The sequence below is a fragment of the Rhodanobacter sp. Soil_C_14 genome, from assembly GCF_057657335.1.
Genome location: NZ_JBDGIQ010000002.1, coordinates 1 through 26,821 on the forward strand (window position 1 = coordinate 1; position 26,821 = coordinate 26,821).

At 67.5% G+C, this 26,821-nt stretch carries 23 protein-coding genes; 10 read left to right on the forward strand and 13 right to left on the reverse strand.

The features are described from left to right. Positions 1–162: 162 nt before the first annotated feature. From AC3A56_RS05600 to ubiH, 3 genes are all read right to left on the reverse strand, one after another. Positions 163–957: a dienelactone hydrolase family protein gene (locus tag AC3A56_RS05600; protein WP_487769637.1), complete on the reverse strand. Its 795-nt coding sequence runs from the start codon at positions 955–957 to the stop codon at positions 163–165. An 86-nt stretch (positions 958–1,043) separates the two neighbouring features. Next, positions 1,044–2,255 (reverse strand): UbiH/UbiF/VisC/COQ6 family ubiquinone biosynthesis hydroxylase, encoded by a 1,212-nt coding sequence (locus AC3A56_RS05605; RefSeq protein ID WP_056763941.1) that lies wholly within the window; start codon positions 2,253–2,255, stop codon positions 1,044–1,046. Further along, a complete protein-coding gene (gene ubiH, locus AC3A56_RS05610) occupies positions 2,252–3,481 on the reverse strand; it encodes a 2-octaprenyl-6-methoxyphenyl hydroxylase (RefSeq protein ID WP_487769638.1) in 1,230 nt (409 codons plus the stop codon). Before ubiH ends, AC3A56_RS05605 begins: the two co-directional genes overlap by 4 nt. 86 nt (positions 3,482–3,567) lie before the next feature. Here ubiH and AC3A56_RS05615 point away from each other — a divergent pair, with 86 nt between their 5' ends. The 9 genes from AC3A56_RS05615 (at position 3,568) to AC3A56_RS05655 (ending at position 12,760) form a co-directional block, all read left to right on the forward strand. After that, positions 3,568–4,164, forward strand: coding sequence for a hypothetical protein (locus AC3A56_RS05615; RefSeq protein WP_487769639.1), 597 nt, complete (start codon positions 3,568–3,570; stop codon positions 4,162–4,164). A gap of 10 nt (positions 4,165–4,174) precedes the next feature. After that, positions 4,175–4,747 (forward strand): cob(I)yrinic acid a,c-diamide adenosyltransferase, encoded by a 573-nt coding sequence (locus AC3A56_RS05620; RefSeq protein WP_204110611.1) that lies wholly within the window; start codon positions 4,175–4,177, stop codon positions 4,745–4,747. Positions 4,748–4,755: 8 nt separating this feature from the next. After that, positions 4,756–5,676, forward strand: a complete 921-nt coding sequence (locus AC3A56_RS05625; RefSeq protein WP_487769640.1) for a histone deacetylase family protein — start codon at positions 4,756–4,758, stop codon at positions 5,674–5,676. Positions 5,677–5,803: 127 nt separating this feature from the next. Beyond that, the gene (locus tag AC3A56_RS05630; RefSeq protein WP_487769641.1) at positions 5,804–8,218 is read left to right on the forward strand and encodes an LPS-assembly protein LptD; all 2,415 of its coding nucleotides are present in this window, start codon (positions 5,804–5,806) and stop codon (positions 8,216–8,218) included. Between the two features lie 33 nt (positions 8,219–8,251). Then, the gene (locus AC3A56_RS05635; protein ID WP_487769642.1) at positions 8,252–9,589 is read left to right on the forward strand and encodes a peptidylprolyl isomerase; all 1,338 of its coding nucleotides are present in this window, start codon (positions 8,252–8,254) and stop codon (positions 9,587–9,589) included. Between the two features lie 15 nt (positions 9,590–9,604). After that, positions 9,605–10,606 (forward strand): 4-hydroxythreonine-4-phosphate dehydrogenase PdxA, encoded by a 1,002-nt coding sequence (gene pdxA, locus AC3A56_RS05640; RefSeq protein WP_487769643.1) that lies wholly within the window; start codon positions 9,605–9,607, stop codon positions 10,604–10,606. A gap of 58 nt (positions 10,607–10,664) precedes the next feature. Then, positions 10,665–11,453 carry a 16S rRNA (adenine(1518)-N(6)/adenine(1519)-N(6))-dimethyltransferase RsmA gene (gene rsmA, locus AC3A56_RS05645; protein ID WP_487769644.1) on the forward strand — a complete coding sequence of 263 codons (789 nt, stop codon included), beginning with the start codon at positions 10,665–10,667 and terminating at the stop codon, positions 11,451–11,453. Positions 11,454–11,509: 56 nt separating this feature from the next. Next, on the forward strand, positions 11,510–11,893 hold the full coding sequence (gene apaG, locus AC3A56_RS05650) for a Co2+/Mg2+ efflux protein ApaG (RefSeq protein WP_007809417.1): 384 nt from the start codon (positions 11,510–11,512) through the stop codon (positions 11,891–11,893). 15 nt (positions 11,894–11,908) lie between these two features. Then, complete coding sequence (locus tag AC3A56_RS05655) at positions 11,909–12,760, forward strand: symmetrical bis(5'-nucleosyl)-tetraphosphatase (protein WP_487769645.1); 852 nt, start codon at positions 11,909–11,911, stop codon at positions 12,758–12,760. Positions 12,761–12,829: 69 nt separating this feature from the next. Here AC3A56_RS05655 and secA read toward each other — a convergent pair whose 3' ends face one another. Then, complete coding sequence (gene secA / locus AC3A56_RS05660; RefSeq protein ID WP_056716814.1) at positions 12,830–15,565, reverse strand: preprotein translocase subunit SecA; 2,736 nt, start codon at positions 15,563–15,565, stop codon at positions 12,830–12,832. A 191-nt stretch (positions 15,566–15,756) separates the two neighbouring features. Continuing rightward, positions 15,757–16,686, reverse strand: a complete 930-nt coding sequence (locus AC3A56_RS05665; protein ID WP_056716816.1) for a M23 family metallopeptidase — start codon at positions 16,684–16,686, stop codon at positions 15,757–15,759. Positions 16,687–16,713: 27 nt separating this feature from the next. Between AC3A56_RS05665 and AC3A56_RS05670 the strand changes: the two genes are divergently transcribed. Further along, the gene (locus AC3A56_RS05670) at positions 16,714–17,196 is read left to right on the forward strand and encodes a DciA family protein (protein ID WP_056716817.1); all 483 of its coding nucleotides are present in this window, start codon (positions 16,714–16,716) and stop codon (positions 17,194–17,196) included. 179 nt (positions 17,197–17,375) lie between these two features. Here AC3A56_RS05670 and lpxC read toward each other — a convergent pair whose 3' ends face one another. From lpxC to ftsW, 8 genes are all read right to left on the reverse strand, one after another. Further along, positions 17,376–18,290, reverse strand: a complete 915-nt coding sequence (gene lpxC / locus AC3A56_RS05675; protein WP_056716819.1) for a UDP-3-O-acyl-N-acetylglucosamine deacetylase — start codon at positions 18,288–18,290, stop codon at positions 17,376–17,378. A 474-nt stretch (positions 18,291–18,764) separates the two neighbouring features. After that, positions 18,765–19,958: a cell division protein FtsZ gene (gene ftsZ, locus AC3A56_RS05680; RefSeq protein WP_056716821.1), complete on the reverse strand. Its 1,194-nt coding sequence runs from the start codon at positions 19,956–19,958 to the stop codon at positions 18,765–18,767. Between the two features lie 123 nt (positions 19,959–20,081). Continuing rightward, on the reverse strand, positions 20,082–21,314 hold the full coding sequence (gene ftsA, locus AC3A56_RS05685; RefSeq protein WP_007809407.1) for a cell division protein FtsA: 1,233 nt from the start codon (positions 21,312–21,314) through the stop codon (positions 20,082–20,084). 10 nt (positions 21,315–21,324) lie between these two features. Continuing rightward, positions 21,325–22,059 carry a cell division protein FtsQ/DivIB gene (locus AC3A56_RS05690; RefSeq protein ID WP_487769646.1) on the reverse strand — a complete coding sequence of 245 codons (735 nt, stop codon included), beginning with the start codon at positions 22,057–22,059 and terminating at the stop codon, positions 21,325–21,327. Continuing rightward, on the reverse strand, positions 22,056–22,988 hold the full coding sequence (locus AC3A56_RS05695; RefSeq protein ID WP_487770025.1) for a D-alanine--D-alanine ligase: 933 nt from the start codon (positions 22,986–22,988) through the stop codon (positions 22,056–22,058). Before AC3A56_RS05695 ends, AC3A56_RS05690 begins: the two co-directional genes overlap by 4 nt. A 5-nt stretch (positions 22,989–22,993) precedes the next feature. Continuing rightward, positions 22,994–24,433, reverse strand: coding sequence for a UDP-N-acetylmuramate--L-alanine ligase (murC, locus tag AC3A56_RS05700; protein ID WP_007809404.1), 1,440 nt, complete (start codon positions 24,431–24,433; stop codon positions 22,994–22,996). Continuing rightward, positions 24,430–25,503, reverse strand: a complete 1,074-nt coding sequence (gene murG, locus AC3A56_RS05705; RefSeq protein WP_487769647.1) for an undecaprenyldiphospho-muramoylpentapeptide beta-N-acetylglucosaminyltransferase — start codon at positions 25,501–25,503, stop codon at positions 24,430–24,432. Before murG ends, murC begins: the two co-directional genes overlap by 4 nt. Continuing rightward, positions 25,500–26,732, reverse strand: coding sequence for a putative lipid II flippase FtsW (gene ftsW, locus AC3A56_RS05710; RefSeq protein WP_487769648.1), 1,233 nt, complete (start codon positions 26,730–26,732; stop codon positions 25,500–25,502). Before ftsW ends, murG begins: the two co-directional genes overlap by 4 nt. Positions 26,733–26,821 lie beyond the last annotated feature (89 nt).

Below are 26,821 nucleotides of genomic sequence, written 5' to 3' on the forward strand. Positions count from 1 at the left end.
TGCGGACAGGATGTCCGCAAGGCGCGGAAGCGGGGTGGCCTCTCTTTGGGCCACGTTTCTCTGGCCACTCAGAGAAACGTGGCTCGGCTGCCGTAGGCAGACGAAAGCTCTGGCTCCTGATGCTTTCCGCTCCAAAGGTCTTTCAGCAAGCGCCAGAAACCCCTACGGCGTGCCCGCGAACGCGGTGCGCAGCCAGTCATGCATCAGGCGGTAGCTGCGGGTGGCGGCGCGTTCGTCGTAGCGGCAGCCGGGCGAGTTCTCGCCGACCTCGGTGAAGCAGTGCACGGCGTGGCCGATCACCACGAACTGCCAGTCGGCCGGGCTCAAGCGCATCTCGTCCATGAACTTGTCCGCGTCCGGCATGGTGCCCTTGTCGTCGGCGCCGTTCATCGCCAGCACGCGGGCCTTGATGTTCTTCGCCAGCGCCGGGTTGTCGGTGTCCAGCCCACCGTGGAACGACACCACCGCGGCGACATCGGCACCGCTGCGGGCCAGGTCGAGCACGGCCGAACCGCCGAAGCAGAAACCGATCGCACCCAGCTTCTTCAGGTCGATCGGCGCGCTCGCCGCCTGCGCCTTCAACTGGTCCAGCGCCACGTTGATCCGCTTGCGCATCAGCGCGCGGTCGCCGTACAGCGGCTTCACCGCGGCCTGCGCCTGCGCCGCATTGCCCACCTGAGGGCGCACGCTGGCGCCGTACATGTCGGTGAGCAGGATCACGTAATCCCTGCCGGCGATCATTTCGGCCTTCTTTACGGCCACATCGTTGATGCCGTACCAGTTCGGCACCATCACCAGGCCTGGCCGCTGCGCGGTCGAGGCATCGTCGTACACCAGCACGCTGTGGAAGCGGGTGCCGTCCTGGGTCCACTCCACCGGACGATGCACCATCTTCGCCTGCAGGGCGAAGCTCGAACCGGCAAGCACCAGCAGGCAGCAGAGTCGGGAGATGCGCATGATGATTCTCCGTGGGTTGATTGGCGTGGGTTGATTGACGCGGGTTGATTGACCCCTCCCCTGCGAGCAGGGGGAGGAGCAAGGTTTCAATACCCGGCAGCGTGTTCCGAAAGTCGCCGCTTCAACGGCGCAAGGCGATCCAGCACACGCACGCCGAGTCCTCGCGCGGCCACCAGCGCCGGCGATTGCCACGCATAGACCCGCGCCAGTGCGTCGAAGCCCAGCGCGTCCAGCGTGTCGGCGCTGCGCCGGCGGCGTGCGTAGCGGCGCAACACGTGAACCGCGCCGATGTCGCGACCGGCGGCGCGGGCGTCGACCAGCACGTCGCGCAGTTCGGCCACGTCGCGCAGGCCCAGGTTCACGCCCTGCCCGGCCAGCGGATGCACCGTGTGCGCCGCATCACCGAGCAGCACGAGGCGCTCGGCCTGGTAGCGTTCGGCCAGCTGCAGTTTCAGCGGGAATCCGGCGCGCGGCGTGCTGGCGATGATCCGGCCCAGCCGGAAGTCGCTGGCCACGCCCAGTTCATCGAGGAACGCGGGCTCGTCCAGCGCCAGTACCCGCCGGGCCTCGGCTTCCGGCAGCGACCACACGATCGAGCTGCGACCGTCGGCCAACGGCAACAGGGCCAGCGGGCCGCCGGGCAGGAAACGCTGCCACGCGGTGGCCTGGTGCGGTCGTTCGGTCGTCACGTGCGCCACCACCGCGCGCTGCGCGTAATCGCGGCCACGGGTGCCGATGCCGGCGAGCCGGCGCAGCGGCGAAGCAGCGCCATCGGCGGCCACCAGCAGGGCCGCCGACAGGGTGTCCCCACCGGCCAACTCCAGTTGGATGCGATCCTCGCGCGCCTCGAACGCCGTCACCTCGGCGGGGCACATCACGCGTACGCCGGCCGACTGCAGGGCCTGCCACAGCGTCCACTGCACCAGCGAGTTCTCGACGATATGGCCGAGCAGGTCGCGTCCTTCGCTGGCGGCGTCGAAGTCGATCGTCGCACCGCTTTCCGCGTCCCAGACGTGCATGTGGACATACGGCGCCGCGCGCGCTTCGCGAATGGATGTCCAGACGTCCAGATCATCCAGCAGGGCCACCGAGGACGGCGCCAGGCCGACCACGCGCAGGTCCACCTCGGCCTGCGCATCCCACGCAGCCGGCGCACGCGCCTCCAGCAGGGCCGTGCCGAAGCCTGCGCGGGCCAGCGCCAGCGCAGTGGCGGCACCGGCCATACCGCCGCCGACCACCGCCACGTCCAGCGTGGGTGGACGACGCCGGGACGTCGTTTCCTGGACCGATGCATTCATGGCAGGCGCTCCAGCACCGCCCGTGGCGGTTCACCGCAAAAACCCATGCCGCGCCGCGCCAGCGCCCGTTGCAGCGGCGGCAGCCGGTCACAGGCCAGCAACGCCAGCGAGCGCAACGGCGCCAGCAGCGGTTGCTCCAGGCAGGCAAGCCGGACCAGGCCGTGGCTCATCGCCATGGTGCCCTCGCGATCCGGCGCGCGGCGCGCCGCGTAGGCCGCGAGCAGGGCGGGATCGCCCGGGTCGGCCGCCGCCGTCACCAGCTCGGCCAGGGTCAACGCGTCGCGCAAGCCCAGGTTGAAACCTTGCGCGCCGATCGGATGCACGGTCTGCGCGGCATTGCCGACCAGCACCGCATGCGGCGCGACGAGTTGCGTGGCGGCCACGCGATGGATCGCGTAAGGATGGCGCTTGCCCGGCCGCGTCAGGCGACCCAGCCGCCAGCCGAAGCGACGCTGGGCCAGGTCGAGGAAGCCGGCATCGTCCAGCGCGGCCACCGCGTCGGCTTCGTCCGCCGAAACGGTGAGCACCAATCCGCAGCGACGCTCGGCCAGCGGCAGCATGGCGATCGGGCCGTCGTCGGAAAAACGCTCGAAGGCGCGGTTCGCGTGCGCGCGTTCGGGCGTGACCGTGCACACGAACAGGCTTTGCCGGTAATCGTGATGCTCGGCCTCGATGCCGAGCCGGGCGCGCACGAATGAATGCGTGCCGTCGGCGCCGACCAGCAGCGGCGTGTCGATGCTGCGCGGGCCGTCCGCCATGTCGATCCGGGCGCGCCAGCCATCGGCCAACGGCTCCAGCGCGGACAGGGTCGCGGGAGCGAGCCGGGTCAGCCGGGTGCATTCGTCGAGCCGTCGCAGCAGGGCCAAGCCCAGCTCGCGTGCCGGCAAGGTCCAGCCCAGCGCATCGACGCCTTGCTTGTTGGCGTCGATGCGGGCGCTGCCGAACTCTCCGGCGCGACTGACCCGGATGTGCCGGATCGGCGTGGCGCGGGCGGCGGCGTGACGCCAGACGCCGATCGCGTCGAGCCCGTTGACGGTAGCCCTGGCCAGCGCGAGGTTGCGTTCGTCGTAGCTGGGCTGCGCGTCGGCGCGCGGCGCCGCCGTCTCGACCAGGGTGGCGGCGATGCCGGCCGCATCCAGCGCGATCGCCAGGCTGGCGCCGACCAGGCCGCCGCCGATGATCAGCACGCCGGTTTCGCTGCCGGGGGAAATTTCGGAGACGTCCATTCGTCGATGATACCCGCAGGTGCTGTCTGCGGCGCAGCACGTTCGGCTAGACTAGCGGTCTGTCCAGTCGCCTACACGGAGTCCCCATGGCCAAGACGCAGAACCAACGCATCGGCATCTTCCTGCTGCTGGCCCTGGTGATGGTGGCTACCCGCCTGCATCATTTCGGCGCGCTGCCCGACGCCTCCTGGGGCGTCTTCTTCCTGGCCGGTTTCTGGCTGCGCGGCTCCGCCCGCTGGGCCTTCCCGCTGCTGATCGCCACCGCGGTACTGGTCGACTTTTTCGCGATCACCGGCAGCGGGCTCGATTTCTGGAGCCACTACTGCGTATCGCCGGCGTACTGGTTCATGCCGGTGTATTTCGCCGCGCTGTGGATGGGCGGCAGCTGGCTGGCCCGCCACCAGTCCGGCTTGAGCCTGACCACGCTCGGCCTGGCCGCGGTGTCGCTGCTCGTCAGCGAAACGCTGTGCTACCTGATTTCGAACGGCAGCTTCTATTGGCTCAGCCACAGCGTGCCGCTGCCGCGCAGCTTCGGCAGCTGGTTCGCCAACCTGGGCGACTGGGACCTGCCGTTCCTGGCCACCACCGCCTTGTATGTCGGCATCGGTGCCGTGCTGCACGTGGGCGTGACGCTGCTGGCGCGCACGCTGCGCCAGTCGGACCGGACCGGCCTGAGCCACTGATCTCCCCCGCATGGGCAACCGTCTTTCGAAGATCTACACCCGCACCGGCGATGACGGCTCCACCGGCCTCGGCGACGGTTCGCGGGTCGGCAAGGATTCGCAGCGGGTCACCGCCTACGGCACGGTGGACGAACTCAACAGCACGATCGGCATGCTGCTGGCCGCCGAAGGCGTCACCGACGAGGTGCGCGAGGCGCTGACCCAGGTGCAGCACGACCTGTTCGATCTGGGCGGCGAGTTGTGCATTCCCGGCATGGCGATGGTCGAGGACAGCGACATCAGCCGGCTGGAGTCGATCCTGGATGAACTCAACGAACCGCTGCCGCCGCTGAAGGAATTCATCCTGCCCGGCGGCGGCATGGCCGCGGCCTGCGGCCATCTGGCGCGCACGGTGTGCCGCCGCGCCGAGCGCGAGGTGATCGCGCTGGCCCGGGTGGAGGAAATCCGCAGCCAGCCGCAGCGCTACCTGAACCGGCTGTCCGACCTGCTGTTCGTGATCTCGCGCGTGCTGGCGCGTGCCAGCGGCCACGGCGAAGTGCTGTGGCAGCACGAGCGTCGGCGCAAGCCCAAGCCGTCCGCCTGAATCGCCGCATGCTGCGGCTGTACACGCACCCCGCCTGCCTGACGCACGACCCCGGCCCGGGCCACGTCGAGCGGCCGTCGCGGCTGCGCGCGGTGTTGCAGGCGCTGGACCATGACCGCTTCGCCGCGCTCGATCGCATCGAGGCGCCGCCGGTCACCCGTGAACAACTGCTGCGCGTGCATGGTGCCGCCCACGTCGCGGAAATCCTGGCCGGCCCGCCGCCCGGCGAAATGCTGGCGCTGGACCAGGACACGGTGATGGGCGCCGGCTCGACCGAGGCCGCGTTGCGTGCGGCCGGCGCGGTGGTGGCGGCGGTCGACGCGGTGCTGGGCGGCACGACCCGGCGCGCGTTCTGCGCGGTGCGTCCGCCGGGCCACCATGCCACCGCCGACCGCTCGATGGGCTTCTGCCTGTTCAACAACATCGCGGTGGGCGCCGCCCACGCGCTGGCCGCGCACAAGCTGAAACGGGTGGCGATCGCCGATTTCGACGTGCACCACGGCAACGGCAGCCAGGACATCTTCGAGCGCGAGCCGCGCGTGCTGTTCGCCTCCAGCCACCAGTCGCCGCTGTATCCGGACAGTGGTTACGAGGACGAGCGCGGCGTCGGCAACATCGTCAACGGCACGCTCTCGCCCGGCGCCGGTCCGCACGAATTCCGCGAACTGTGGGACGGCGTGCTGCTGCCACGACTGCATGCGTTCAAGCCGCAGCTGGTGCTGATCTCGGCCGGCTTCGACGCCCATCGCAACGATCCGCTGGCCGACATCCGGCTGGGCAGCGAGGACTATGCCTGGATCACCGAGCGACTGGTCGCGCTGGCCGACACGCATGCCGGCGGGCGGCTGGTTTCCTCGCTGGAAGGCGGCTATGACCTGGCGGCGCTGGCTGCCAGCAGCAGTGCACACGTCGCAGCGCTGATGGATTGAAAGCCTCCACCATCCCGATGGCCGACCTTCACACGCTGAATCCCGACCGCTTCCGGCAACGCCAGCATCTGCCGCCGAGGGGGGCTTTCTGTTAGCTTAACGAGCCTTCGAAGCCGGCAGATTTCCCGTGACGCGCAAGCTACCTCCACGCCGCCTGTTGGCGGTTGCCGCCGCACTCGCCCTGATCGGCGGTCAGGCCGACGCCAGCAGCGGCCAGAGCCCGGCCACCAGCGATGCATCCGGAGCGGCCGATCTGGCCTGCCCGCTGGGCTCGTTCCACTGCGCCCCGCGGCCACTCAACTACGCGATGTGCCGCCCGAATGCCCTGCTGGAGTTCTACGACCCCAGCCTGATGCGGGACAGCAGCCTGCGCGACACCAGCCCGACCCAGGTGCAGGCACGGCACGTGGACAGCTCCAACCAGTCGGTCTACCACCTGAGCGGCGACGTGCGGCTGGAGCGCGCTGACCAGTTGTTGCGCGCCGACCGCATCGACTACAACAACGGCAGCACCGACTACGACGCGAGCGGCAACGTACGCTATCAGGACGCGGGGCAGCTGCTGGCCGCCTCGCACATGCGCGGCAACACCGAGGCCAGCCACGGCGTCGCCAACGATGTGCGCTACCAGATGCTCGACGCGCGCGGCAACGGCACCGCCAGCCAGGGCCAGATGCTGGACGCGCAGCACACGCGCTATTCGCAGGCCACCTATTCCACCTGCGACGTGGGTCATCACGTGTGGGAATTCCGCGCCAAGTCGATCACCATCGACAAGGTCAATGGCGTCGGCGTGGCGCGCAACGCCACCATGCGCGTGGGCAAGGTGCCGTTCCTGTATCTGCCGTATTTCAGCTTTCCGATCGATGACCGGCGCAAGAGCGGCTTCCTGTATCCGACCATCGGCCACAGCGGACGCTCCGGCTACGAAATCAGCACGCCGTACTACCTCAACCTGGCGCCGAACTACGACGCCACGCTCGACCCGCGCTACTACAGCTCGCGGGGCGCGATGCTGGGCGGCGAGTTCCGCTACCTGGTGCCCGGCAGCACCGGCCAGCTCAACGCGCAGTACGTGCCCAGGGATCACGGCGAGAGCGACGGGCTGGCCGACACCCGGGGTGATTCGCGCTATCTGGTGCAGTTCTCCGATCGCACGCAATTGTGGAAGGGCTGGCAGTTCGTCAGCTCGTACAATCACGCCTCGGACGCCAGCTACCTGTACGACTTCGGCGACAGCCTGAGTCACAGCGCGATCTATACACTGTCCTCCAACGCCGCCCTGGTGGGTTCCGGCAAGTGGTGGGACGCCTCGGTTGGCGGCACGATCTACCAGAACGTCAATCCGTTCATCACCGACCGTGGCCTGCCGTACCGGCAACTACCCTACGCCCGTTTCAGCATGGACGTGCCGCTGTCGCGCTGGCTGGAGCTCGGCCTGGACAGCGAGGCAGTCGCCTTCCGCAAGACCGGTTATGTCGAGGGCCAGCGCGAGGACCTCTATCCCTATCTCGCTGCCGACTTCGGCAGCTCGGCCTGGTTCGTGCGGCCGAAGGTGGCCTGGCGCTACACCGCCTACCAGCTCGACGGCGATTACCAGGATTACGGTTATGCCGGCCTGCTGGGCAGTGGTGTCGGCACGCCGTTCACCGACAAGTCGCCGAGCCGCTCGCTGCCGGTGGTCAGCCTGGACTCGGGGCTGGTGTTCGATCGGGCTGCCTCGCTGTTCGGCAGCAGCTATACGCAGACCCTGGAGCCGCGGCTGTACTACCTGTACGTGCCGTATCGCAACCAGGACAACCTGCCGCTGTTCAACACCAACGCGATGACGTTCGACTACTGGCAGCTGTTCTCGCCGAACCGCTTCTCCGGTGCCGACCGGCAGATGGATGCGAACAACCTCACCGCGGCGCTCACCACGCGCCTGCTCGACGAGGGCGGCGTGGAGCGGCTGTCGGCCAGCCTTGGCCAGATCCACTATTTCAGCCCGCAACGGGTGCAGCTGGCACGCGGCCAGAACAGCGTGGTGCCCCCCACCGACTGGACCCGCTCGGACTACGTGGCCCAGCTCGACATCCGCCTGAATGACCGCTGGCGGCTCGCCAGCTCGTACCAGTGGAGCCCGAACAGCCGGCTCACCGACATGGGCATGCTGGAACTGCAGCGCCGGATCGGCACGGACGGCATCTTCAACTTCTCCTATCGCTACCGTCGGGGGCTGCTGGAACAATACAACGCCTCCGTGGTCTATCCGGTGTCCGAACGCTGGCGGCTGGTGGGCGCGTGGACGTATTCGGTGAAGGATCGCCAGAGCATCGACGCGCTGGCCGGCGTGGAATACGACAGCTGCTGCGTGTCGCTGCGCCTGGTCGGACGCAGCTACGTCAACCAGGCGTATTACGGTTTTGGCCCGATCGCGACGGCCGGCAGGCTCGATCGGCGGGACAACGCGGTGATGTTCGAAGTGGTGTTCAAGGGCCTGGGTTCCACCGGTGGCCAGATCGACCCCCTGCTGCGCCGTGATATTCTCGGCTATCAATAAACACAATCGCTGCGGCGACCAGGCTTTCCACTGATGAAGCAAACCTTTGCATCCCTCCTGCTCGCGCTTGCGATCATCCTGCCCGCTCACGCCCAGTTGCTGACCCCGGCCGCCCCGGCCAGCGAGCCGTTGGACCGGATCGTGGCCGTCGTCAACGACGACGTGATCCTGCAGAGCCAGCTGAACGACGCCGTGCTCTCGGTGCAGCAGCAGTATGCCGGCCACGCCGAGCAACTGCCGCCGATGAACGTGCTGCAGCAGCAGGTGCTGAACCGGCTGGTGCTGATGCGGCTGCAGATCCAGAAGGCGCAGGATCAGGGCATTCGCGTGTCCGATGCCGACATCGACCAGGCCATTCAGGGCGTGGCGCAGCAGAACAACCTCAACCCCGACCAGTTGCGTACTGAAGTCGAGCGCAGCGGCAGCAGCTTTGCGGCCTTCCGCGAGCAGATCGGCGACCAGATCACCGTACAACGCCTGCATCAGAGCGTGGTGCAGGACTCCGTGTCGGTAACCGACAGCGAGATCGACAACCTGCTCAGCAGCCCGACCTACAAGTCCGGCGAAGTGCATCTGGCGCATATCCAGATCAGCATTCCCGCTGGCGGCGACGCCGCGGCCATTCAGGCTAGCCAGGCCAAGGCCGAGGCGGCAATGGCCGCGATCAAGGGTGGCATGGACTTCAACGCGGCCGCGATCCGCTATTCGGATGCATCGGACGCGCTGGAAGGTGGTGACCTCGGCTGGCGCCGGCTGGACGAGATTCCACCCGCGTTTGCCGACACCATCGCCACGATGAAGCCCGGCGACGTCAGCCCCGCCCTGCGCGGCCCTACCGGTTTCCACATCCTCAAGCTGGTCGACCAGCGCGACAGCAGTCGCAAGATGGTCACCGAACTGCATGCCCGGCAGATCCTGATCCGTCCCAGCGAGCTGGTGACGCCGGAGCAGGCCGAGCAGAAGGCCCGCGACCTGTATCAGCGCATTGTCGACAAACACGAGGACTTCGCCACGCTGGCGAAGGAATATTCGAAGGACGACACCTCGGCCAACGTCGGCGGCGACATGGGCTGGTTTCCCAAGGATGCCTGGGGCAAGACCATCGCCAACCAGCTGGACCAGTTGAAGGACAACGAGGTATCCAAGCCGTTCCAGAGCGAAGCCGGCTGGCACATCCTGCAACGCCTCGGCGAGCGCCAGAGTGACCAGACGGTACAGCTCGCCCGCGACCAGGCACGCCAGGCGATCGGCACACGCAAATCCGAGCAGGCATACGAAGACTACCTGCGCGACCTGCGTTCCAACGCCTACATCAACGTGCTGGTACCCGAGCTGCGCAGCGCGGACGACCAGTCCGTCAAGTCGCCGTAAGCGCAGTTGGACGCCGTGCCGTTGCCCCGGCTCGCGGTCACCGCCGGAGAGCCGGCAGGCATCGGCCCCGAACTGCTGATCCGGTTGGCCGGCACGTCCCTGCCGGCCAACCTCGTCGCCATCACCGACCGCAGCCTGCTGCTGCGTGCGGCCTTGCGCTGCGCGGTCCCGATCACGCTGATCGATGACGATGGTTTGGATGCCACCGAACGCCAGTCCGGCATACTGCGCGTGCGACATGTGCCGCTGGCGGTCGACGAAGTGCCGGGCCGACCCGATCCACGCAACGCCCGCCACGTGCTGGACACGCTTGGCGAAGCGTCGGACGGCTGCATGGCCGGGCGCTATGCCGCCGTAGTCACCGCGCCGCTGCAGAAGGCCTCGATCAACGACGCCGGCATCCGCTTCAGCGGACACACCGAGTTCTTTGCCGAGCGCGCCCATGCCGACGTGGTGATGATGCTGGCCAGCCCGGAACTGCGGGTGGCGCTGGCAACCACCCATCTGCCGCTGGCGGCCGTGCCTGCCGCGATCACGCCGGTCACGCTCACCCGCACGCTGCGCATCATGCATGCGGAGCTGCAGACGAAATTCGGCCTGGCCTCGCCGCGCATCGCCGTGCTCGGCCTCAACCCGCATGCGGGCGAAGCCGGCCACCTCGGCCACGAGGAGATCGACACGCTGATCCCCGTGATCGAGGCCTTGCGCCGCGAAGGCATGCAGCTGATCGGGCCACTTCCGGCCGACACCGCGTTCGTGCCGGCGCAACGCCAGGGCTATGACGCGGTGCTGGCGATGTATCACGACCAGGCGCTGCCGGTGCTGAAAAGCGAAGCGTTCGACCGCACCGTCAACCTCACCCTCGGCCTGCCGTTCATCCGCACCTCGGTCGACCACGGCACCGCGCTGGATCTGGCCGGCAGCGGCAGGGCCAATCCGGCCAGCCTGATCGCCGCGGCAAACCTCGCCTTGACGCTGATCAGCGGCGAGAAGAGAGTGAAGAGGAGTGAGAAGTGAGTAAAAGTCGCCAGCTCGCCACTCTCACTTCTCACTCATCTTCACTCACTCCTGTTTTATGAACGCGCGCCCCAAGAAAAGCTTCGGCCAGCACTTCCTGCACGACGGCCGCTACATCGATCGCATCGTCAGCGCGATCACACCGCGCGCCGGGGATTTCGTGGTCGAGATCGGGCCGGGCGAGGGAGCGCTGACCCTGCCGTTGCTCGCCGCTGCCCATAGGCTTACCGCGATCGAACTGGACACCGACCTGATCCCCGGCCTGCAGGCCCGCGCCGCCAGCGCGGGTGAATTGCACATCGTCCATGCCGACGTGCTCAAGGTGGACTTCACCGCGATGGCGCACAGCCACGGCGTCTCCCGTCTGCGCATCGCCGGCAACCTGCCCTACTACATCTCCAGCCCGATCCTGTTCCACTGCGTGGAACATGCCGCCGCCATCCAGGACATGCACTTCATGCTGCAGAAGGAAGTGGTCGACCGCATGGCGGCCGAGCCCGGCAGCAAGACGTATGGACGGCTGTCGGTGATGCTGCAGCTGGCGTGCCGCGTGGAGCCGTTGTTCGAGGTGCCGCCGGAAGCGTTCCGGCCGCCACCGAAGGTGGACTCGGCGGTGGTACGCCTGCTGCCGCTGCCTGCGGAAGAACTGCACGACGCGCAACCCGAACACGTCTACAGCGTGGTCAAGGCGGCGTTCGGACAACGCCGCAAGACCTTGTCCAATGCCCTGGCGCAGTTGCTCGATGCCGATGCGATCCGCCGCGCCGACGTCGATCCGCGCGCCCGCGCCGAGACACTGGCGCCGACGGATTTCGTGCGCCTGGCCAAGGTCTACGGCGATCGCTGATCGACTCACCCGAGGCAACGCCACCCAATCACGGCGGCAGGCCGTACAATCGCGACATGACTGAAAAACCTTCCTACACGATCGACGTGCAGGTCCAGACCCGCTTTGTTCCGGACCAGTCCAAGCCGGGTGACAATCGCTACGTTTTCGCCTACACCATCACCCTGCGCAATGCCGGCGCGATGCCGGCACGCCTGCTCGCCAGACGCTGGATGATCACCGACGCCAACGGCAAGGTCGAGGAAGTCAGCGGCGAAGGCGTGGTCGGCGAACAGCCGTGGATGCGCCCGGGCGACGATTTCGAATACACCTCCGGCGCGGTGCTGGAAACGCCGGTGGGCACCATGGGCGGCAGCTACCAGATGCTTGCCGACGACGGCACGGAATTCGAGGCGCCGATCCCGACTTTCACCCTGTCCATTCCGCGTACGCTGCATTGATGGTCAAGGACTGACATGGCGACGTACGCAATCGGCGACGTGCAGGGCTGCTATCCCGAATTGCAACGCCTGCTGGAAAAGCTGCGCTTCGATCCGGCGCAGGACCAGCTGTGGTTCTGCGGCGACCTGGTCAACCGCGGCGGGCAGTCACTGGACACGCTGCGGCTGATTCACGGCCTGCGCGAGTCCAGCATCATCACCCTGGGCAACCACGACCTCAGCCTGCTGGCGATCTCGCAGCGCCGCCCGGACGCGCAGGCGCGGGTCAATCCCGAGTTGCGCGAAGTGCTGTTCGCCGACGACGCGCCCGTGCTGTTCGAATGGCTGCGCTCGCAGAAGCTGGTGCACCACGATGAACGGCTCAACTGGACCATGGTGCATGCCGGGCTGGCCCCGATGTGGACCTTGCGCCAGGCATTGCGGGCGGCCCAGGACGTGGAGCGCGAACTGTCCAGTCCGCGTCACCCGCGTCTGCTGCGCAACCTGTTCGGCAACCGGCCGGCGGTGTGGTCCAGCCGCCTGCAGGGGCTGGACCGCCAGCGCGCCACCATCAACACCACCACCCGGATGCGCTACTGCGACGTCAACGGCCGCATCGACTTCGATGCCAAGGGCGTTCCCGGCACGCAGAAGCCGGGCCTGTATCCTTGGTTCTCAGTGCCCGGCATGCGCAAGCGCGATACCCGCATCGTCTGCGGTCACTGGTCGGCACTGGGTCGCTTCGCCGGACTGGGCGTGCACGCGATCGACACCGGCTGCGTCTGGGGTGGACAACTCACCGCGCTGCAGCTGGACGGCGACGAACCCCGCTACGTCACGGTCGACGCGGAACCGCACCGGAAGCGCCCACCCGGCGGCGAGGACTGATTCGCGACCGCCTCCAGCCAGGAAAAAACCCCGCCGCGGCGGGGTTTTTCATGGGACTGTCGCGGCAGCTCAGGCGAGCTGGCCGTGGCAGTGCTTGTACTTCTTGCCCGAGCCGCAGGGGCAGGGTTCGTTGCGACCGACCTTGGGGCCATCCGCCTGCGGCGCCATGCGGATTCCGGCACCGACGGCGGAATCGTCAGCAGAGTCGCCGCCGAAGGCACCGGCCGGCGGCGCGCCGCCGCCCGTGGCCAGCATCTGCTGCTGCAGGCGGTCAGCCAGACGCTGCTGCTCGGCCTCCATTGCCGCCACTTCCTCCTCGCTGCGGATACGGATGCGCGCCAGCATCTGGATCACTTCGCCCTTGATCCGTTCGAGCATGCCGGAGAACAGCTTGAACGACTCGCGCTTGAACGCCTGCTTCGGGTCCTGCTGCGCGTAGCCGACCAGATAGATGCCCTGGCGCAGGTAATCCATGCTGGCCAGGTGATCCTTCCAGGCGTTGTCCACCACGGTCAGCATGATGTGCTTCTCGAGCTGGCGCATGGTTTCGGCACCGATCTGCGCTTCCTTGGCCTGGAACAGCTCGTTCACCGCGCCACGGACGTGCTCGAGGATCATCTTCGCGTCGACCTCGTGCTGCTGCTCGATCCACGACTTCAGGTCGAGCGACAGACCCAGTTCGCTTTCCAGCTCGCGATCCAGCCCGGCCAGGTCCCACTGGTCGTCGATGCTCTCGTCCGGCACGTAGGCACGCACCATCGACTGCACCACGTCCTCGCGGATGTCGGCGACGGTCGCCTGCACTTCCTCGCCATCCAGCAATTCGTCGCGCTGGCGGTAGATCACCTTGCGCTGGTCGTTGGCGACGTCGTCGAATTCCAGCAGGTGCTTGCGGATGTCGAAGTTGTGCTGCTCGACCTTGCGCTGCGCCTTCTCGATCTGCCGGCTGATCATGCGATCTTCCAGCGCGTCGTCGTCCTTCATGCCGAAGCGCTTCATCCAGCGCACCAGGCCTTCGCCGCCGAAGATGCGCAGCAGGTTGTCTTCCAGCGACAGGTAGAAGCGCGAGGAACCCGGGTCGCCCTGGCGGCCGGAACGGCCACGCAGCTGGTTGTCGATGCGCCGCGATTCGTGGCGTTCGGTGCCGATGATGTGCAGGCCGCCGGCGGCGAGCACCTGCTCGTGCAACTTCTTCCATTCGGCTTTGACGCGGGCGCGATCGACTTCGCTGGCGCCTTCCGGCAAGCCCGCCAGCGCAGCCTCGAGGCTGCCGCCGAGCACGATGTCGGTACCGCGACCGGCCATGTTGGTGGCGATGGTGACCTGCCCCGGCGCACCGGCCTGGGCCACGATGTGCGCTTCGCGCTCGTGCTGCTTGGCGTTCAGCACTTCGTGCGTCACGCCGGCCTTGTTGAGCAGCCCGGACAGCAGCTCGGACACCTCGATCGAGGTGGTGCCGACCAGTACCGGCTGGCCGCGCTTGTGGCAATCCTTGATGTCCTCGATCACCGAGTTGTACTTCGGCGTCTGCGACAGGAAGATCATGTCCGGGTTATCCTTGCGGATCATCGGCTTGTGGGTGGGGATCACCACCACCTCCAGGCCGTAGATGCTCTGGAACTCGAACGCCTCGGTGTCGGCCGTGCCGGTCATGCCGGCCAGCTTCTTGTACATGCGGAACAGGTTCTGGAACGTCACCGTGGCCAGCGTCTGGTTCTCGCGCTGGATCGGCACGCCTTCCTTCGCCTCGACCGCCTGGTGCAGGCCGTCGGACCAGCGCCGGCCGGCCAGGGTACGGCCGGTGAATTCGTCGACGATGATCACCTCGCCGTCGCGCACGATGTAGTCCACGTCGCGCTGGTAGATGCCGTTGGCGCGCAGCGCGGCGTTGAGGTGGTGCACCACCGCCAGGTTCTTGGAGTCGTACAGGCCGCTGTCTTCGTCGATCACGCCGGCCGCGCGCAGCAGCTCGTCGGCGTGCTGCATGCCCTCTTCGGACAGGTGGACCTGCTTCTGCTTCTCGTCGACCCAGTAGTCACCGCTGCCGTTCTCTTCGGCCTGTCGGATCATCTGCGGCACGATCCTGTTCACCGCCAGGTACAGCTGCGGGGAATCCTCGGCCGGGCCGGAAATGATCAGCGGCGTGCGCGCCTCGTCGATCAGGATTGAGTCGACCTCGTCGACGATGGCGTAATGCAGGCCGCGCTGGTAGCGCTGCTCCTTGCTCAGCGCCATGTTGTCGCGCAGGTAGTCGAAACCGAATTCGTTGTTGGTGCCGTAGGTGATGTCGGCACGGTAGGCGGCGTACTTGTCGGCGTGGTCCATGCCCGGATACACGACGTCCACGGCCAGGCCGAGGAAGTTGTACAGCTTGCCCATCTGGGCCGAGTCGCGCCGTGCCAAGTAGTCGTTTACGGTGACCACGTGCACGCCCATGCCGGCCAGCGCATTGAGGTACACCGGCAGCGTGCCGACCAGGGTCTTGCCTTCGCCGGTGCGCATCTCGGCGATCTTGCCCTGGTGCAGCACCATGCCGCCGATCATCTGCACGTCGTAATGGCGCATGCCCAACGTGCGCTTGGCCGCCTCGCGCACCACCGCGAAAGCTTCCGGCAGCAGCTTGTCCAGCGATTCACCGGCGGCGACGCGCTGCTTGAACTCGTCGGTCTTGCCGCGCAGCTCGTCGTCGCTCAGCTTCTCGAACTCCGGCTCCAGCGCATTGATGCGGTTGACGCTCTTGGACATCTGGCGCAGCACGCGTTCGTTGCGGCTACCAAACAGGCTCGTCAGGGCACGATTGAACATCGATTTTCCGGGTTGGAGAGTTGAAACGCCCGCCACAGGCGCGGGCCAATCGGGCATGTTACTACATGCCCGCTCGGCACTGCCCGTCAGGCCGGCTGGAGGGGATGCAGGCAGCAGCAGATGCCGCACCCGCCATCCTGAATGGCGCCGGCGGGCGCCCGATTCAAGTGGCGGGAACCGCCGGAAAAGACTCAGCGGTGATTGCGCACGAAGGCCAGCGGGTTGACCACGCGGCCGTCGTACCAGACTTCGAAATGCACGTGCGAGCCGGTGGAGCGACCGGTGGAGCCGGCCCTGGCGATCACGTCGCCGACCTGCACGTGCTGGCCCGGACGGGCTTCCAGCGCGCTGTTGTGGGCGTAGCGGGTCATGTAGCCGTTGCCGTGGTCGATCTCGATCACCTTGCCGTAGCCGCTGCGCACGCCGGCAAAGGTCACCATGCCTTCGGCCACGGTGTGCACGGCAGTACCCAGGGGCGTCGAGATGTCGATGCCGGTGTGCCGCGCCGAATGGCCGTCGAACGGGTCGGCGCGCACGCCGAAGTACGAGGAGATGTAGCCGGGCACCGGCATGCCGGTGGGTTTCAGATTCGATTCGATCTTGGCGTCCAGCAGCAGGCTCTGCAACGCCGACAACTGGGCCTGCTGGCGATCGAACTGGCCGGCCAGCTGGTTGATGCCGCTGTCCAGCGAGGGCGGCAGCGCGTATGCCGTGCCGCTGGCATCCTCGACACCACCCACCGCGGGTTGCTGGTCGAAGTTGAACTCGCCGCTGTCCAGCTTGCCGACCTCGGCCAGGCGTTCGCCCAGCGCGTTCAGGCGGGTCGACTGGGCCTGCAGCTGCCCCAGCTTCACGGCCAGCGCGTCCAGCCCGCGTCGGGCGTCCTCGCGCACGGTGCCCAACTGGGCCTTCTGTTGCCCGATCTCCTGCTGCAAGGCGTGGATCTCGGCCAACGAACGATCCCGCGGACTGGCCACCAGCAGGGCCAGCGCCACGCCGGCGCTCATGCAGGCCAGCACCGCCACCGAAGCCACGGCGAAGAGCTTCCAGCGCAGGCGCCGGTTCGCCAGGTCAAGGGTTTGCGGCAATTTCCGGGCACGTGATACGAGTATGATTTGCATGTCTTTCCAAGATCGATTTCCGGCACCATGCAACGCGTTACCCCGGCCACTTCCCGCCGCCGCGACAACGGACCGAAGTCACTTGTCGATTGCGGCTCCTTCGCGACCCTGGCCCAGAAGGCCGAGTCGCTGGAAGCGCTGGATCGCGCATTGCGCCAGACGTTGCCATCGCCGTTGCGCGAGCAGGTGAGATTCGCCAACCTGCGCCACGACCGCCTCGTCTTCCTGGCGTCTTCACCGGGCTGGGCATCGCGCCTGCGCTTGATGCAGACACAGATCCTTGCCGCCGCACATGCCATCGGCACGCGCGCCAGTTCAGTCACCGTGAAAGTGGTCCCCCAACCACCGGCCGCAACGCCACCGGATCGGTCAAAACCGCTTTCGCCTGCCGCCGCCGCCCACCTCGTGGCGGCCGCCGCGTCATTCACAGACCCCGAATTGCGGGCACTGTTCCTTGAGCTGGCGTCCTTCGCCGAAACCGCTGATTCCCCTGTTGCCGACGCGGACTGAAGTCGCCGTCCGTCAATTCGGTGTGAGGTTTATAGCATGCACTTTGTTAAGGAATAAGCCGGGATGTCGTCGGGGCGTGAAGCGGCCCGCGGATAAAATGTGACGACCATCACAAAAACGGCCGTGTCGCGAGACACGGCCGTTCGTTTTGACGGGAGCGCCGCTGCCGCGGCGTCGGCTCAGATCGCCTGGGCGGGATGGGCGTAGGAGATCGGCGAGGTGGCCGGGTCGTCCTGGTAGCTGACCTCTTCCCAAGCCGAGGCATCGGCCATCAGCGTGCGTAGCAGCTTGTTGTTCAGCTCATGACCCGACTTGTGCGCGTGATAGGCGCCGATCAGGCTGTGGCCGAGGAGGTACAGGTCGCCGATCGCATCGAGGATCTTGTGCTTGACGAACTCGTCCTCGTAACGCAGGCCGTCCTCGTTGAGCACGCGGTAGTCGTCCAGCACCACGGCGTTGTCCATCGAGCCACCCAGCGCCAGGTTGTGTTCGCGCAGCATCTCGATGTCGCGCATGAAGCCGAACGTGCGGGCGCGGCTCACTTCCTTGACGAAGGAGGTGGTGGAGAAGTCGATCTCGGCACGCGAGGTGCGCTGGCTGATGATCGGATGGTTGAAGTCGATCGAGAAGCCCACCTTGAAGCCTTCGAACGGCTCGAAGCTGGCCCACTTGTCGCCTTCCTGCACCTTCACCGGCTTCTTGATGCGGATGAAGCGCTTGGCCACATTCTGCTCTTCGATGCCGGCGGACTGCAGCAGGAACACGAAGGGACCGGCGCTGCCGTCCATGATCGGCACTTCCGGCGCAGACAAGTCGACATAGGCATTGTCGATGCCCAGTCCGGCCATCGCCGACAGCAGATGCTCGACCGTGGAGACGCGCACGTCGCCATTGACCAAGGTGGTCGACAGGCGGGTGTCGCCGACATGATCCTCTCGCGCGCGGATGTCGACCGGCGGATCGAGATCCGTTCGTCGAAACACGATGCCGGTATTGGGCGCTGCGGGACGCAAGGTCATATAGACCTTGTCGCCGGTATGCAGGCCGACACCGGTCGCCCGGATGATGTTCTTGAGGGTACGCTGCTTGATCATTTTTGTTGGTACCTGTGTAGGCAGCAGCCAATCAGGGGCGGATGCTAACACAGTTTTAACCTGTGGTAAAAGCAAACCGTACCGTACAGTCTGATTATGCCTTCATGGTTCCTTCATCCCTGAAGCGACGGGTATCCATCTGATTTCCCGAGGAGAACGGCGACGACACGACGCCCCGTGCCTGGGACGGGAATCCGGCACGGGACATCGGACCTGCCATCACGGCAAAGCCCTGGTGACAGGCCGTGCATCGTCCTGATGCACAGTCTTGTTGCGGTACCACGGCGCACTACCGGCAGCGTGACCAGACCTGCGTGTTCCGGCCGGGACACCCGAATCCGCCGCCCTGCCATCGGCAGGCGACGTGCCCGGTGAGTCCTGCAGTGACCGGCCCAACGCGGATTTGTTCAATACTTTCGCATCTCCCCGGACAGTTTGAACCTGTCGGAAGTCAGCCTGCCGGAAGTCACCTCTTCAGTCAGCCTGGCGGCGCAGGAACGCCGGAATGTCCAGGTAGTCGAAGCCGGGCTCGGCATGCTTCGCCGGCGCCGAAGGTTCCGTCCTGCCCTGGTTCGAATGCACCACGTCCGGCTGGGCATAGTCGACCACCTCGTTGCCGGTGCCGGTGCGCAAGACCACCGGGCGCGGACGCATCTGCACCTGCTGGCTGGTTTCCACCATGCGGATCGGCGGCTGCTGGCGCGAGGCCATCGCCCGGTTGAGGCCAGTGGCGACCACGGTGACACGCACGTCGTCCTTCATTTCCGGGTCGAGCGAGGTGCCCATCACCACGGTGGCGTCTTCGCTGGCGAAGTCGTGGATGATGCGGCCGATCTCGTCGAACTCGCGCATGGTGAGGTTCGGGCCGGCGGTGACGTTGACCAGGATGCCGCAGGCGCCGTTGAGGTTGACGTCTTCCAGCAGCGGGTTCTTGATCGCCGCCTCGGCCGCGGCCTGGGCGCGATCGTCGCCACGGGCGGTGCCCGAGCCCATCATCGCCAGGCCCATCTCGGACATCACGGTGCGCACGTCGGCAAAGTCGACGTTGATCAGGCCCGGGGCCGTGATCAGGTCGGCGATGCCCTGCACGGCGCCCTGCAGCACGTCGTTGGCGGCCTTGAACGCGTTGAGCAGGGTGACCTCGCGGCCGAGCACGCTGAGCAGCTTCTCGTTCGGCACGGTGATCAGCGAGTCGACGTGCTGGGACAGGTCCTCGATGCCTTTCAGGGCGACCTGCATGCGCCGGCGGCCCTCGAACGGGAACGGCTTGGTGACCACGGCCACCGTCAGGATACCCTTCTCCTTGGCCAGCTGCGCCACCACTGGCGCGGCGCCGGTACCGGTGCCGCCGCCCATGCCGGCGGTGATGAACACCATGTCGGCGCCTTCCAGCATCGCCTCGATCCGTTCGCGATCCTCCAGCGCGGCCTGCCGGCCGACCTCGGGGTTCGCGCCGGCGCCGAGACCCTTGGTCACGTTGCCACCGAGCTGCAGGTGGGTACGCGAGCCGCAGCTGGTCATCGCCTGGGCGTCGGTGTTGGCGACGACGAAGTCGACGCCTTCGATGTTGGCGTTGAGCATGTGCGCCACGGCATTGCCACCGCCGCCGCCCACGCCGATCACCTTGATGACTGCATTGGGTGCGAGTTTATCGATCAGTTCAAACATTTCCCGTCCTCCGTAGAGTTGTTGTCGTTTTAACCATGGATGACGACTCCTGTCGGTCCATGGTGATGGGTGGATGTCCCTCCACCCTGGATGACGCGTCCTGCGTCATCCGCAACCGTGTTTTCAGAAATTCCGGGTCAGCCAGCCACGCACTTTTCCGACCAGGCCACCGACGCTGCCGCCGACCGGCCCGCCCACGCGCATGCCGCCTGCCCGCGCACCGTGCAGCAGCAGGCCCACGCCGGTGGCGTGCAGCGGACTGGAAACCACTTCGCCGAGGCCGTCGATCTGCTGCGGCACGCCGATGCGCACCATCTTGTGGAAGATCTCCTCGGCCAGCTCCAGCGCGCCTTCCATCTTCGAGGCGCCGCCGGTCAGCACCACGCCGGCCGCGACCAGGCTCTCGTAGCCGGAGCGGCGCAGCTGGTCCTGCACCATCTCGAAGATTTCCTCGTAGCGCGCCTGCACGCTCTGCGCCAGCGACTGCCGCGCGAGCCGGCGCGGCGGGCGATCGCCCACGCTGGGCACCTGGATGGTTTCCTCCGCGTGCGCCAGCCCGGTCTGGGCGCAGGCGTACTTGATCTTGATCTCCTCCGCGTGGGCGGTCGGCGTGTGCACGCCGTAGGCGATGTCGCTGGTGACCTGGTCGCCGCCGACCGGCAGCGAGGCGGTGTAGCGGATCGAGCCCTGGGTGTAGATCGCGATGTCGGTGGTGCCGGCGCCGATGTCGACCAGGCACACGCCCAGCTCGCGCTCGTCGTCGGTGAGCACCGCCTTGGCGCTGGCCAGCGCCGACGGCACCAGTTCGTCCACGGTGAGGCCGCAGCGCTGGATGCACTTGGAGATGTTCTGCACCGCCGCAGCCGCGCCGGTGACCAGATGCACGTTGGCCTCCAGCCGCACGCCGCTCATGCCGACCGGGGCGCGGATGCCGTCCTGGCCGTCGATGCGGTATTCCTGCGACTCCTTGTAGAGCACCTTGCGGTCGGCCGGGATCGCCACCGCACTGGCCGCCTCCAGCACCTGCTCCAGGTCAGCCGCGGTGACCTCGCGGTCGCGGATCGCCGCGTTGCCGTGCGAGTTGCGGGTTTCCAGGTGGCTGCCGGAAATCGAGGCGTAGACCGAACGGATGTCGCAGCCGGCCATCAGCTCGGCTTCCTCCACCGCGCGCTGGATCGAGTGCACGGTCGATTCGATGTCGACCACCGAGCCGCGCTTCATGCCGCGCGAGACGTGGGTGCCGATGCCGATCACGGTGATCGGCTCGCCCGGCTCGTACTCGCCCACGATCGCCACCACTTTCGAGGTGCCGATGTCGAGCCCCACCACCAGTTGCTTGTCGTTGCGCGGCTTCATAGAAAAATGCTCATGTGCGAGGCGAACCCCCAGCGTTGGCGGCGGCCGCATCGGGCCAGCGCACGGCGAATCCGTTGGTGTAGCGAAGGTCGGCGTAGGCGAAACCGTCGGTGTGTCCGGCGATCAGTTGCGGATAGACGTCGAGGAAACGGCGCAGGCGACGACCCGCCTGCTCGCGATCGCCGATCACGATCTGCGCACCGCCAGCGGTGCCGATGCTCCAGCTGCCGCGCTCGGTCAGCGCCACGCCGGTGATGCGCAGGTGCGTGCCGGCGAAGGCCTTCAGCGTCTCGGCGTAGAAGCTCACCACCTCGGCCAGCCTGGCATCCGGGCCATGCAGCTCCGGCAGGTCGCCGAGGTCATTCATGCCGGGCGCATCGAACACCAGGCCCTGGCGGCTGATCAGCTGCCTGTCGTTCCAGCGCGCGAACGGCTGGCGTTCGTAGATGCGCAACTGCAGCGTGTCTGGCCAGCGCTTGCGCGCCTCGACCGATTCCACCCACGGCAGCGCAGCCACGGCTTTCTGCACCGCGTCCAGATCCAGCGCGAAGAAGCCCTTGCCCAGCCGCGGGCGCACCGCGGCGCGCAGGTCGCTTTCGCTGACGTGCTTGAACTCGGCCTGCACCGTCAACCGGGTCACCGGCCAGCGCCCGGCCGCAAACCAGCCGCGCAGCACGCCGACGATCGGCAGCGCGACCAGGGCGATGGCCAGGCACCAGGCGACGAGGCGGACGGCTCCCTTCACAGGCCCTCCCGGAAACTGGTTTCCAGCACGCGCCAGCACAGCTCCTGGTAGTCGATGCCGTCCACGGCGGCGGCCTTCGGCACCAGCGAATGCGAGGTCATGCCCGGCGCGGTGTTCACTTCCAGCAGCCAGTTGCGACCGGCGCGATCGCGCATCACGTCGACCCGCCCCCAGCCGGCGCAGCACAGCGCGTCGAACGCCTGCAGCGCCAGCGCGCGCAGTTCCGCCTCGGCCTCGCCTTCCTGGCCGGGGCACAGGTACAGGGTGTCTTCGGCGATGTACTTCGCGTTGTAGTCGTAGAACGCGCCCTTCGGCACGATGTGGATGGACGGCAGCACCTGGCGCCCGAGGATCGCGACGGTCAGTTCGTCACCCTCGATCAGGGTTTCCATCAGCAGGTCGCCGGGATACTTCGCGGCCAGCTCCACCGCCTGGTCCAGTTGCGATTCGTCGAACACGCGGGTGACGCCCACGCTGGAACCTTCACAGGCCGGCTTCACGATCAGCGGAAAGCCGACCTGCTTCGCCGCCGCATGCACGTCGGCGCCGCGCGGCAGCGCCACGAACTTCGGCGTCGGCAGGCCCAGCGATTGCCACACGCGCTTGGAACGGGTCTTGTCCATCGACAACGCCGAACCGAGCACGCCGGAACCCGTGTACGGCACGTTGAGCGATTCCAGCGCGCCCTGCAGCACGCCATCCTCGCCACCGCCGTGCTGGCCATGCAGGATGTTGAACACCCGGGCGAAGTGCCCGGCGCGCAACGCATCGAGCAGGGCCGGGATGCCGTCGATGGCATGGGCGTCGATGCCGCGCGCGCGCAGTGCGGCGAGCACGTTGCGGCCGGAATCCAGCGACACCTCGCGCTCGGCCGAGCTGCCGCCCATCACCACGGCGACGCGTCCGAACTGGGCAGGGTCCTTGATCATCGTGCTCACTTGCTTGTCCTCAGGTTGCCCGTTTGCGCCAGCTCCACCGCCGCCGCGCCGATGTCGCCCGCGCCGAGCAGCAGCAGCAGGTCGCCATCGCGCAGCAGCGCCGGCAGGCTCTCTTTCAGATCACGCGGATGCTCGACCAGCACCGGATCGACCTTGCCGCGCGCGCGCACGGCGCGCGCCAGGGCGCGACCGTCGGCGCCGGCGATCGGCGCTTCGCCGGCGGGGTAGACATCGGTCAGCACCAGCACGTCGGCTTCGGCCAGCACGTTGGCGAAGTCGTCCAGCAGGTCGCGCGTGCGGCTGTAGCGGTGCGGCTGGAAACCCACCACCAGGCGCCGATCGGGCCAGCCGCCGCGGGCGGCGGCGAACACCGCGGCCAGTTCGCGGGGATGGTGGCCGTAGTCGTCGACCAGCAGCACGCTGCCGTGGTCCAGCGCGAGTTCCCCGCGCCGGTGGAAACGCCGGCCAACGCCCTGGAAATTCTCCAGCGCACGGGCCAGCGCATCGGCCTCGACGCCGAGCTGCCAGCCGATCGCCGCCGCGGCCAGCGCATTGAGCACGTTGTGCCGACCCGGCAGATTGAGCTTCACCGGCAGCACCTCGTCGCGCCCCGGCAGTTGCAGGTCGAAGTGCATCTCGAAGCCGTGCTGGCTCACCTTCAGCGCGCGCACGTCGGCGTCCGCGCTGTCGATGCCGTAGGTCATCACCCGCCGCGTGGTGGACTTCGCCAGCACCGCCACTTCCGGGTCGTCCACGCACAGCACGGCCAGGCCGTAGAACGGCAGCCGGTGCAGGAAGTCGTCGAACGCCTGCTTCACCTCGGCGAAATCGCCGTGGTAGTTCTCCAGGTGATCGGCGTCGATGTTGGTCACCGCCGCGATCACCGGCGACAGCATCAGGAACGAGCCGTCCGATTCGTCCGCTTCGGCCACCAGGTACTGGCCGGTGCCCAGCCGCGCATTGGCGCCGGCCGCGTTGAGCTGGCCACCGATCACGAAGGTCGGGTCGTAACCGGCCTCGGCCAGCACGCTGGCGGTGAGGCTGGTGGTGGTGGTCTTGCCATGGGTGCCGGCGATCGCCACGCCGCGGCGGAAACGCATCAGTTCGCCCAGCATCTCCGCGCGGGGAATCACCGGAATGCGGCCGGCACGGGCGGCGACCAGTTCCGGGTTGTCCTGCCTGATCGCGCTGGATGTCACCACCACGTCGGCGTCGCCGATGTTTTCCACCGCATGGCCCACGTGCACCACGATGCCCAGCTGCTGCAGCCGTTGTGCCGTCGGCGAGTTGGCCCGATCGGAGCCGGACACCGCGTAGCCCAGGTTGTGCAGCACCTCGGCGATGCCGCTCATGCCGACGCCGCCGATGCCGATGAAGTGCACCCGGCGGAACGTGCTCATCGGATCTTCGTGCGCATGCAGGCGGCGCGGCGTCATGCGGCCACCTCCAGGCATGCGCGGGCGATGACCTGCGCCGCGTCGGGTTTAGCCAGCGTGCGCGCGGCCCCGGCCATCGCCAGCAGGCGGCTGCGGTCACCCAGCAGCGACTCCAGTCGCTGCGCCAGAATCTGTACGTCCAGCTCGTTCTCCTGCATCAGTTCGGCGGCTCCGGCCGCCACCAGCACTTCACCATTGCGCGTCTGGTGGTCGTCCACCGCGTACGGGAACGGCACCAGCACCGCGCCCAGTCCGGCCGCAGCCAGCTCGGCCAGGGTCAGTGCGCCGGCGCGGCAGACAGCCAGGTCGGCGCGGCCGTAGCTGGCCGCCATGTCGTCGATGAACGGCACCACCTGCGCCTCGACGCCGGCCTTCGCATACGCGGCGCGGGCCTCGTCCAGACCGCGGTTGCCGCACTGGTGCAGCACCTCGGGCCGTTGCTCCGCCGTCAGCAGGGCCAGCGCCTGCGGCAGCGCGAGATTCAGTGCGCGCGCGCCCAGGCTGCCGCCCAGCACCAGCAGGCGCGGCCTGCCCTCGCGCCCGGCCATGCGCTGCGCCGGCGGTGGCAGCGCGGCGATCGCGTCGCGCACCGGATTGCCGACCCATTCGGCCTGCGGCAAGGCATCGGCGAAACCGGCCAGCACGCGCTTCGCCAGCGCGGCCAGCTTGCGATTGGTGAAGCCGGCCACCCGATTCTGTTCGTGCACCAGCAACGGTCGGCGCAACAGCCACGCGGCGAGACCGCCGGGGCCGGCCACGTAGCCGCCCATCGACAGCACGCTGCGCGGATTGACCCGGCGCAGTACGGCCAGCGAAGCAAGCAGCGAACGCAACAGCATCAGCGGCGCCAGCAACCGGGTCTCCCAACCCTTGCCGCGCAGACCGCCGACGGCCACCGTGTGCAGCTCGATCCGCTGCGCCGGCACCACCGTCGTTTCCATCCCGCCGTCCGCACCCAGCCACACCACCGGCACGCCCTGCGCGCGCAGGCACTCGGCCACGGCCAGGCCGGGGAAGATATGGCCGCCGGTGCCGCCGGCCATGATCAGCACGGGACGCTGCGCGGTCATGCTGCCACCGCCTCGCGCGGCTTCGCCGCGGCGCTCGCGTCGACGGCAGCGACAGCTGCCGGCATCCGGGTGGCCATCTGCCGCGCGTCCAGCGCGCGGTTGATCTCGTAGGTGGCGCGCAGCAGCACACCGGCCATGGCGCAGGTCAGCGCCATCGACGAGCCGCCGTAGCTGATCAGCGGCAGCGTCAGTCCCTTGGTCGGCAGCGCACCGAGGTTCACGCCGACCGACACGAAGGCCTGCATCGCCAGCATCAGCGAGATGCCGAAGGCTACGTAGCCGGCGAAGCGCTGGCCCACCTCGACGCCTTTCAGGCCGATGTACAGGCCGCGGCCCACCGCCAGTCCGAACAGGCTGATCACCAGGATCACGCCGGCCAGGCCCAGCTCCTCGCCGATCACCGCGAAGATGAAATCGGTATGCGCTTCGGGCAGGTAGGACAGCTTCAGCACGCTGGAACCCAGGCCCACGCCGGTCCACTCGCCGCGACCGATCGCCATCAGCGACTGGGTCAGCTGGAAGCCGTCGTTGAACGGATCCTTCCACGGGTCCATGAACGAGGTCAGCCGCTTCATGCGGTAGCTCTCACCGGTCGCCGCGATATAAAGCAGCGGCATCAGCGGCAGACCCATCAGGAACAGGAAGATCGGCCGCGCGCCACCCAGCCAGACCATCGCGATGGTCACCGCGATCACCAGCGTGGCCGAGCCGAAGTCCGGCTGCGCCAGCAGCAGCAGCACGATCAGGCCAGCCACCAGCACCGGCTTGAACAGGCCGAGGAACTTCGTCTCCACGCTGTCGCGGTGGCGCACCAGGTAGCTGGCCACGTAGATCACCAGGATCAGCTTTACCGCCTCGACCGGCTGGAACGTGGTCACCAGCAGGTTGAGCCAGCGCCGCGCGCCGTTGATGCGCATGCCGAAGTGCGGCACGAACACCGCCAACAGCATCAGGAAGGCCAGCGCCAGCAGCGGGAACGCATATTTCTCCAGCAGCTTCAGTTCGGTGCGCATGGCCAGCGCCGCCGCGAACAGGCCCAGGCTGAGGAACAGCAGGTGTTTCTTCAGGAAATAGAACGCGCCGATGTGCTGGATGTCCGCCACCGCGATCGAGCTGGACGTCACCATCACCACGCCCACGCTGGCCAGCCCGACCAGCGCGACCAGCAGCCACAGATCGTAGCTGCCGCGCGGCCCGGTCCGGCGTCTGGCTTGCGAGGCGTCAAACATGGGTGCCTCCTTTGGAGGCGCGGGAATAGGGAGTGGGGAATGGGGAATGGGCAAAAGCGCACAGACGCACGCCCTTCCGATTCCCGATT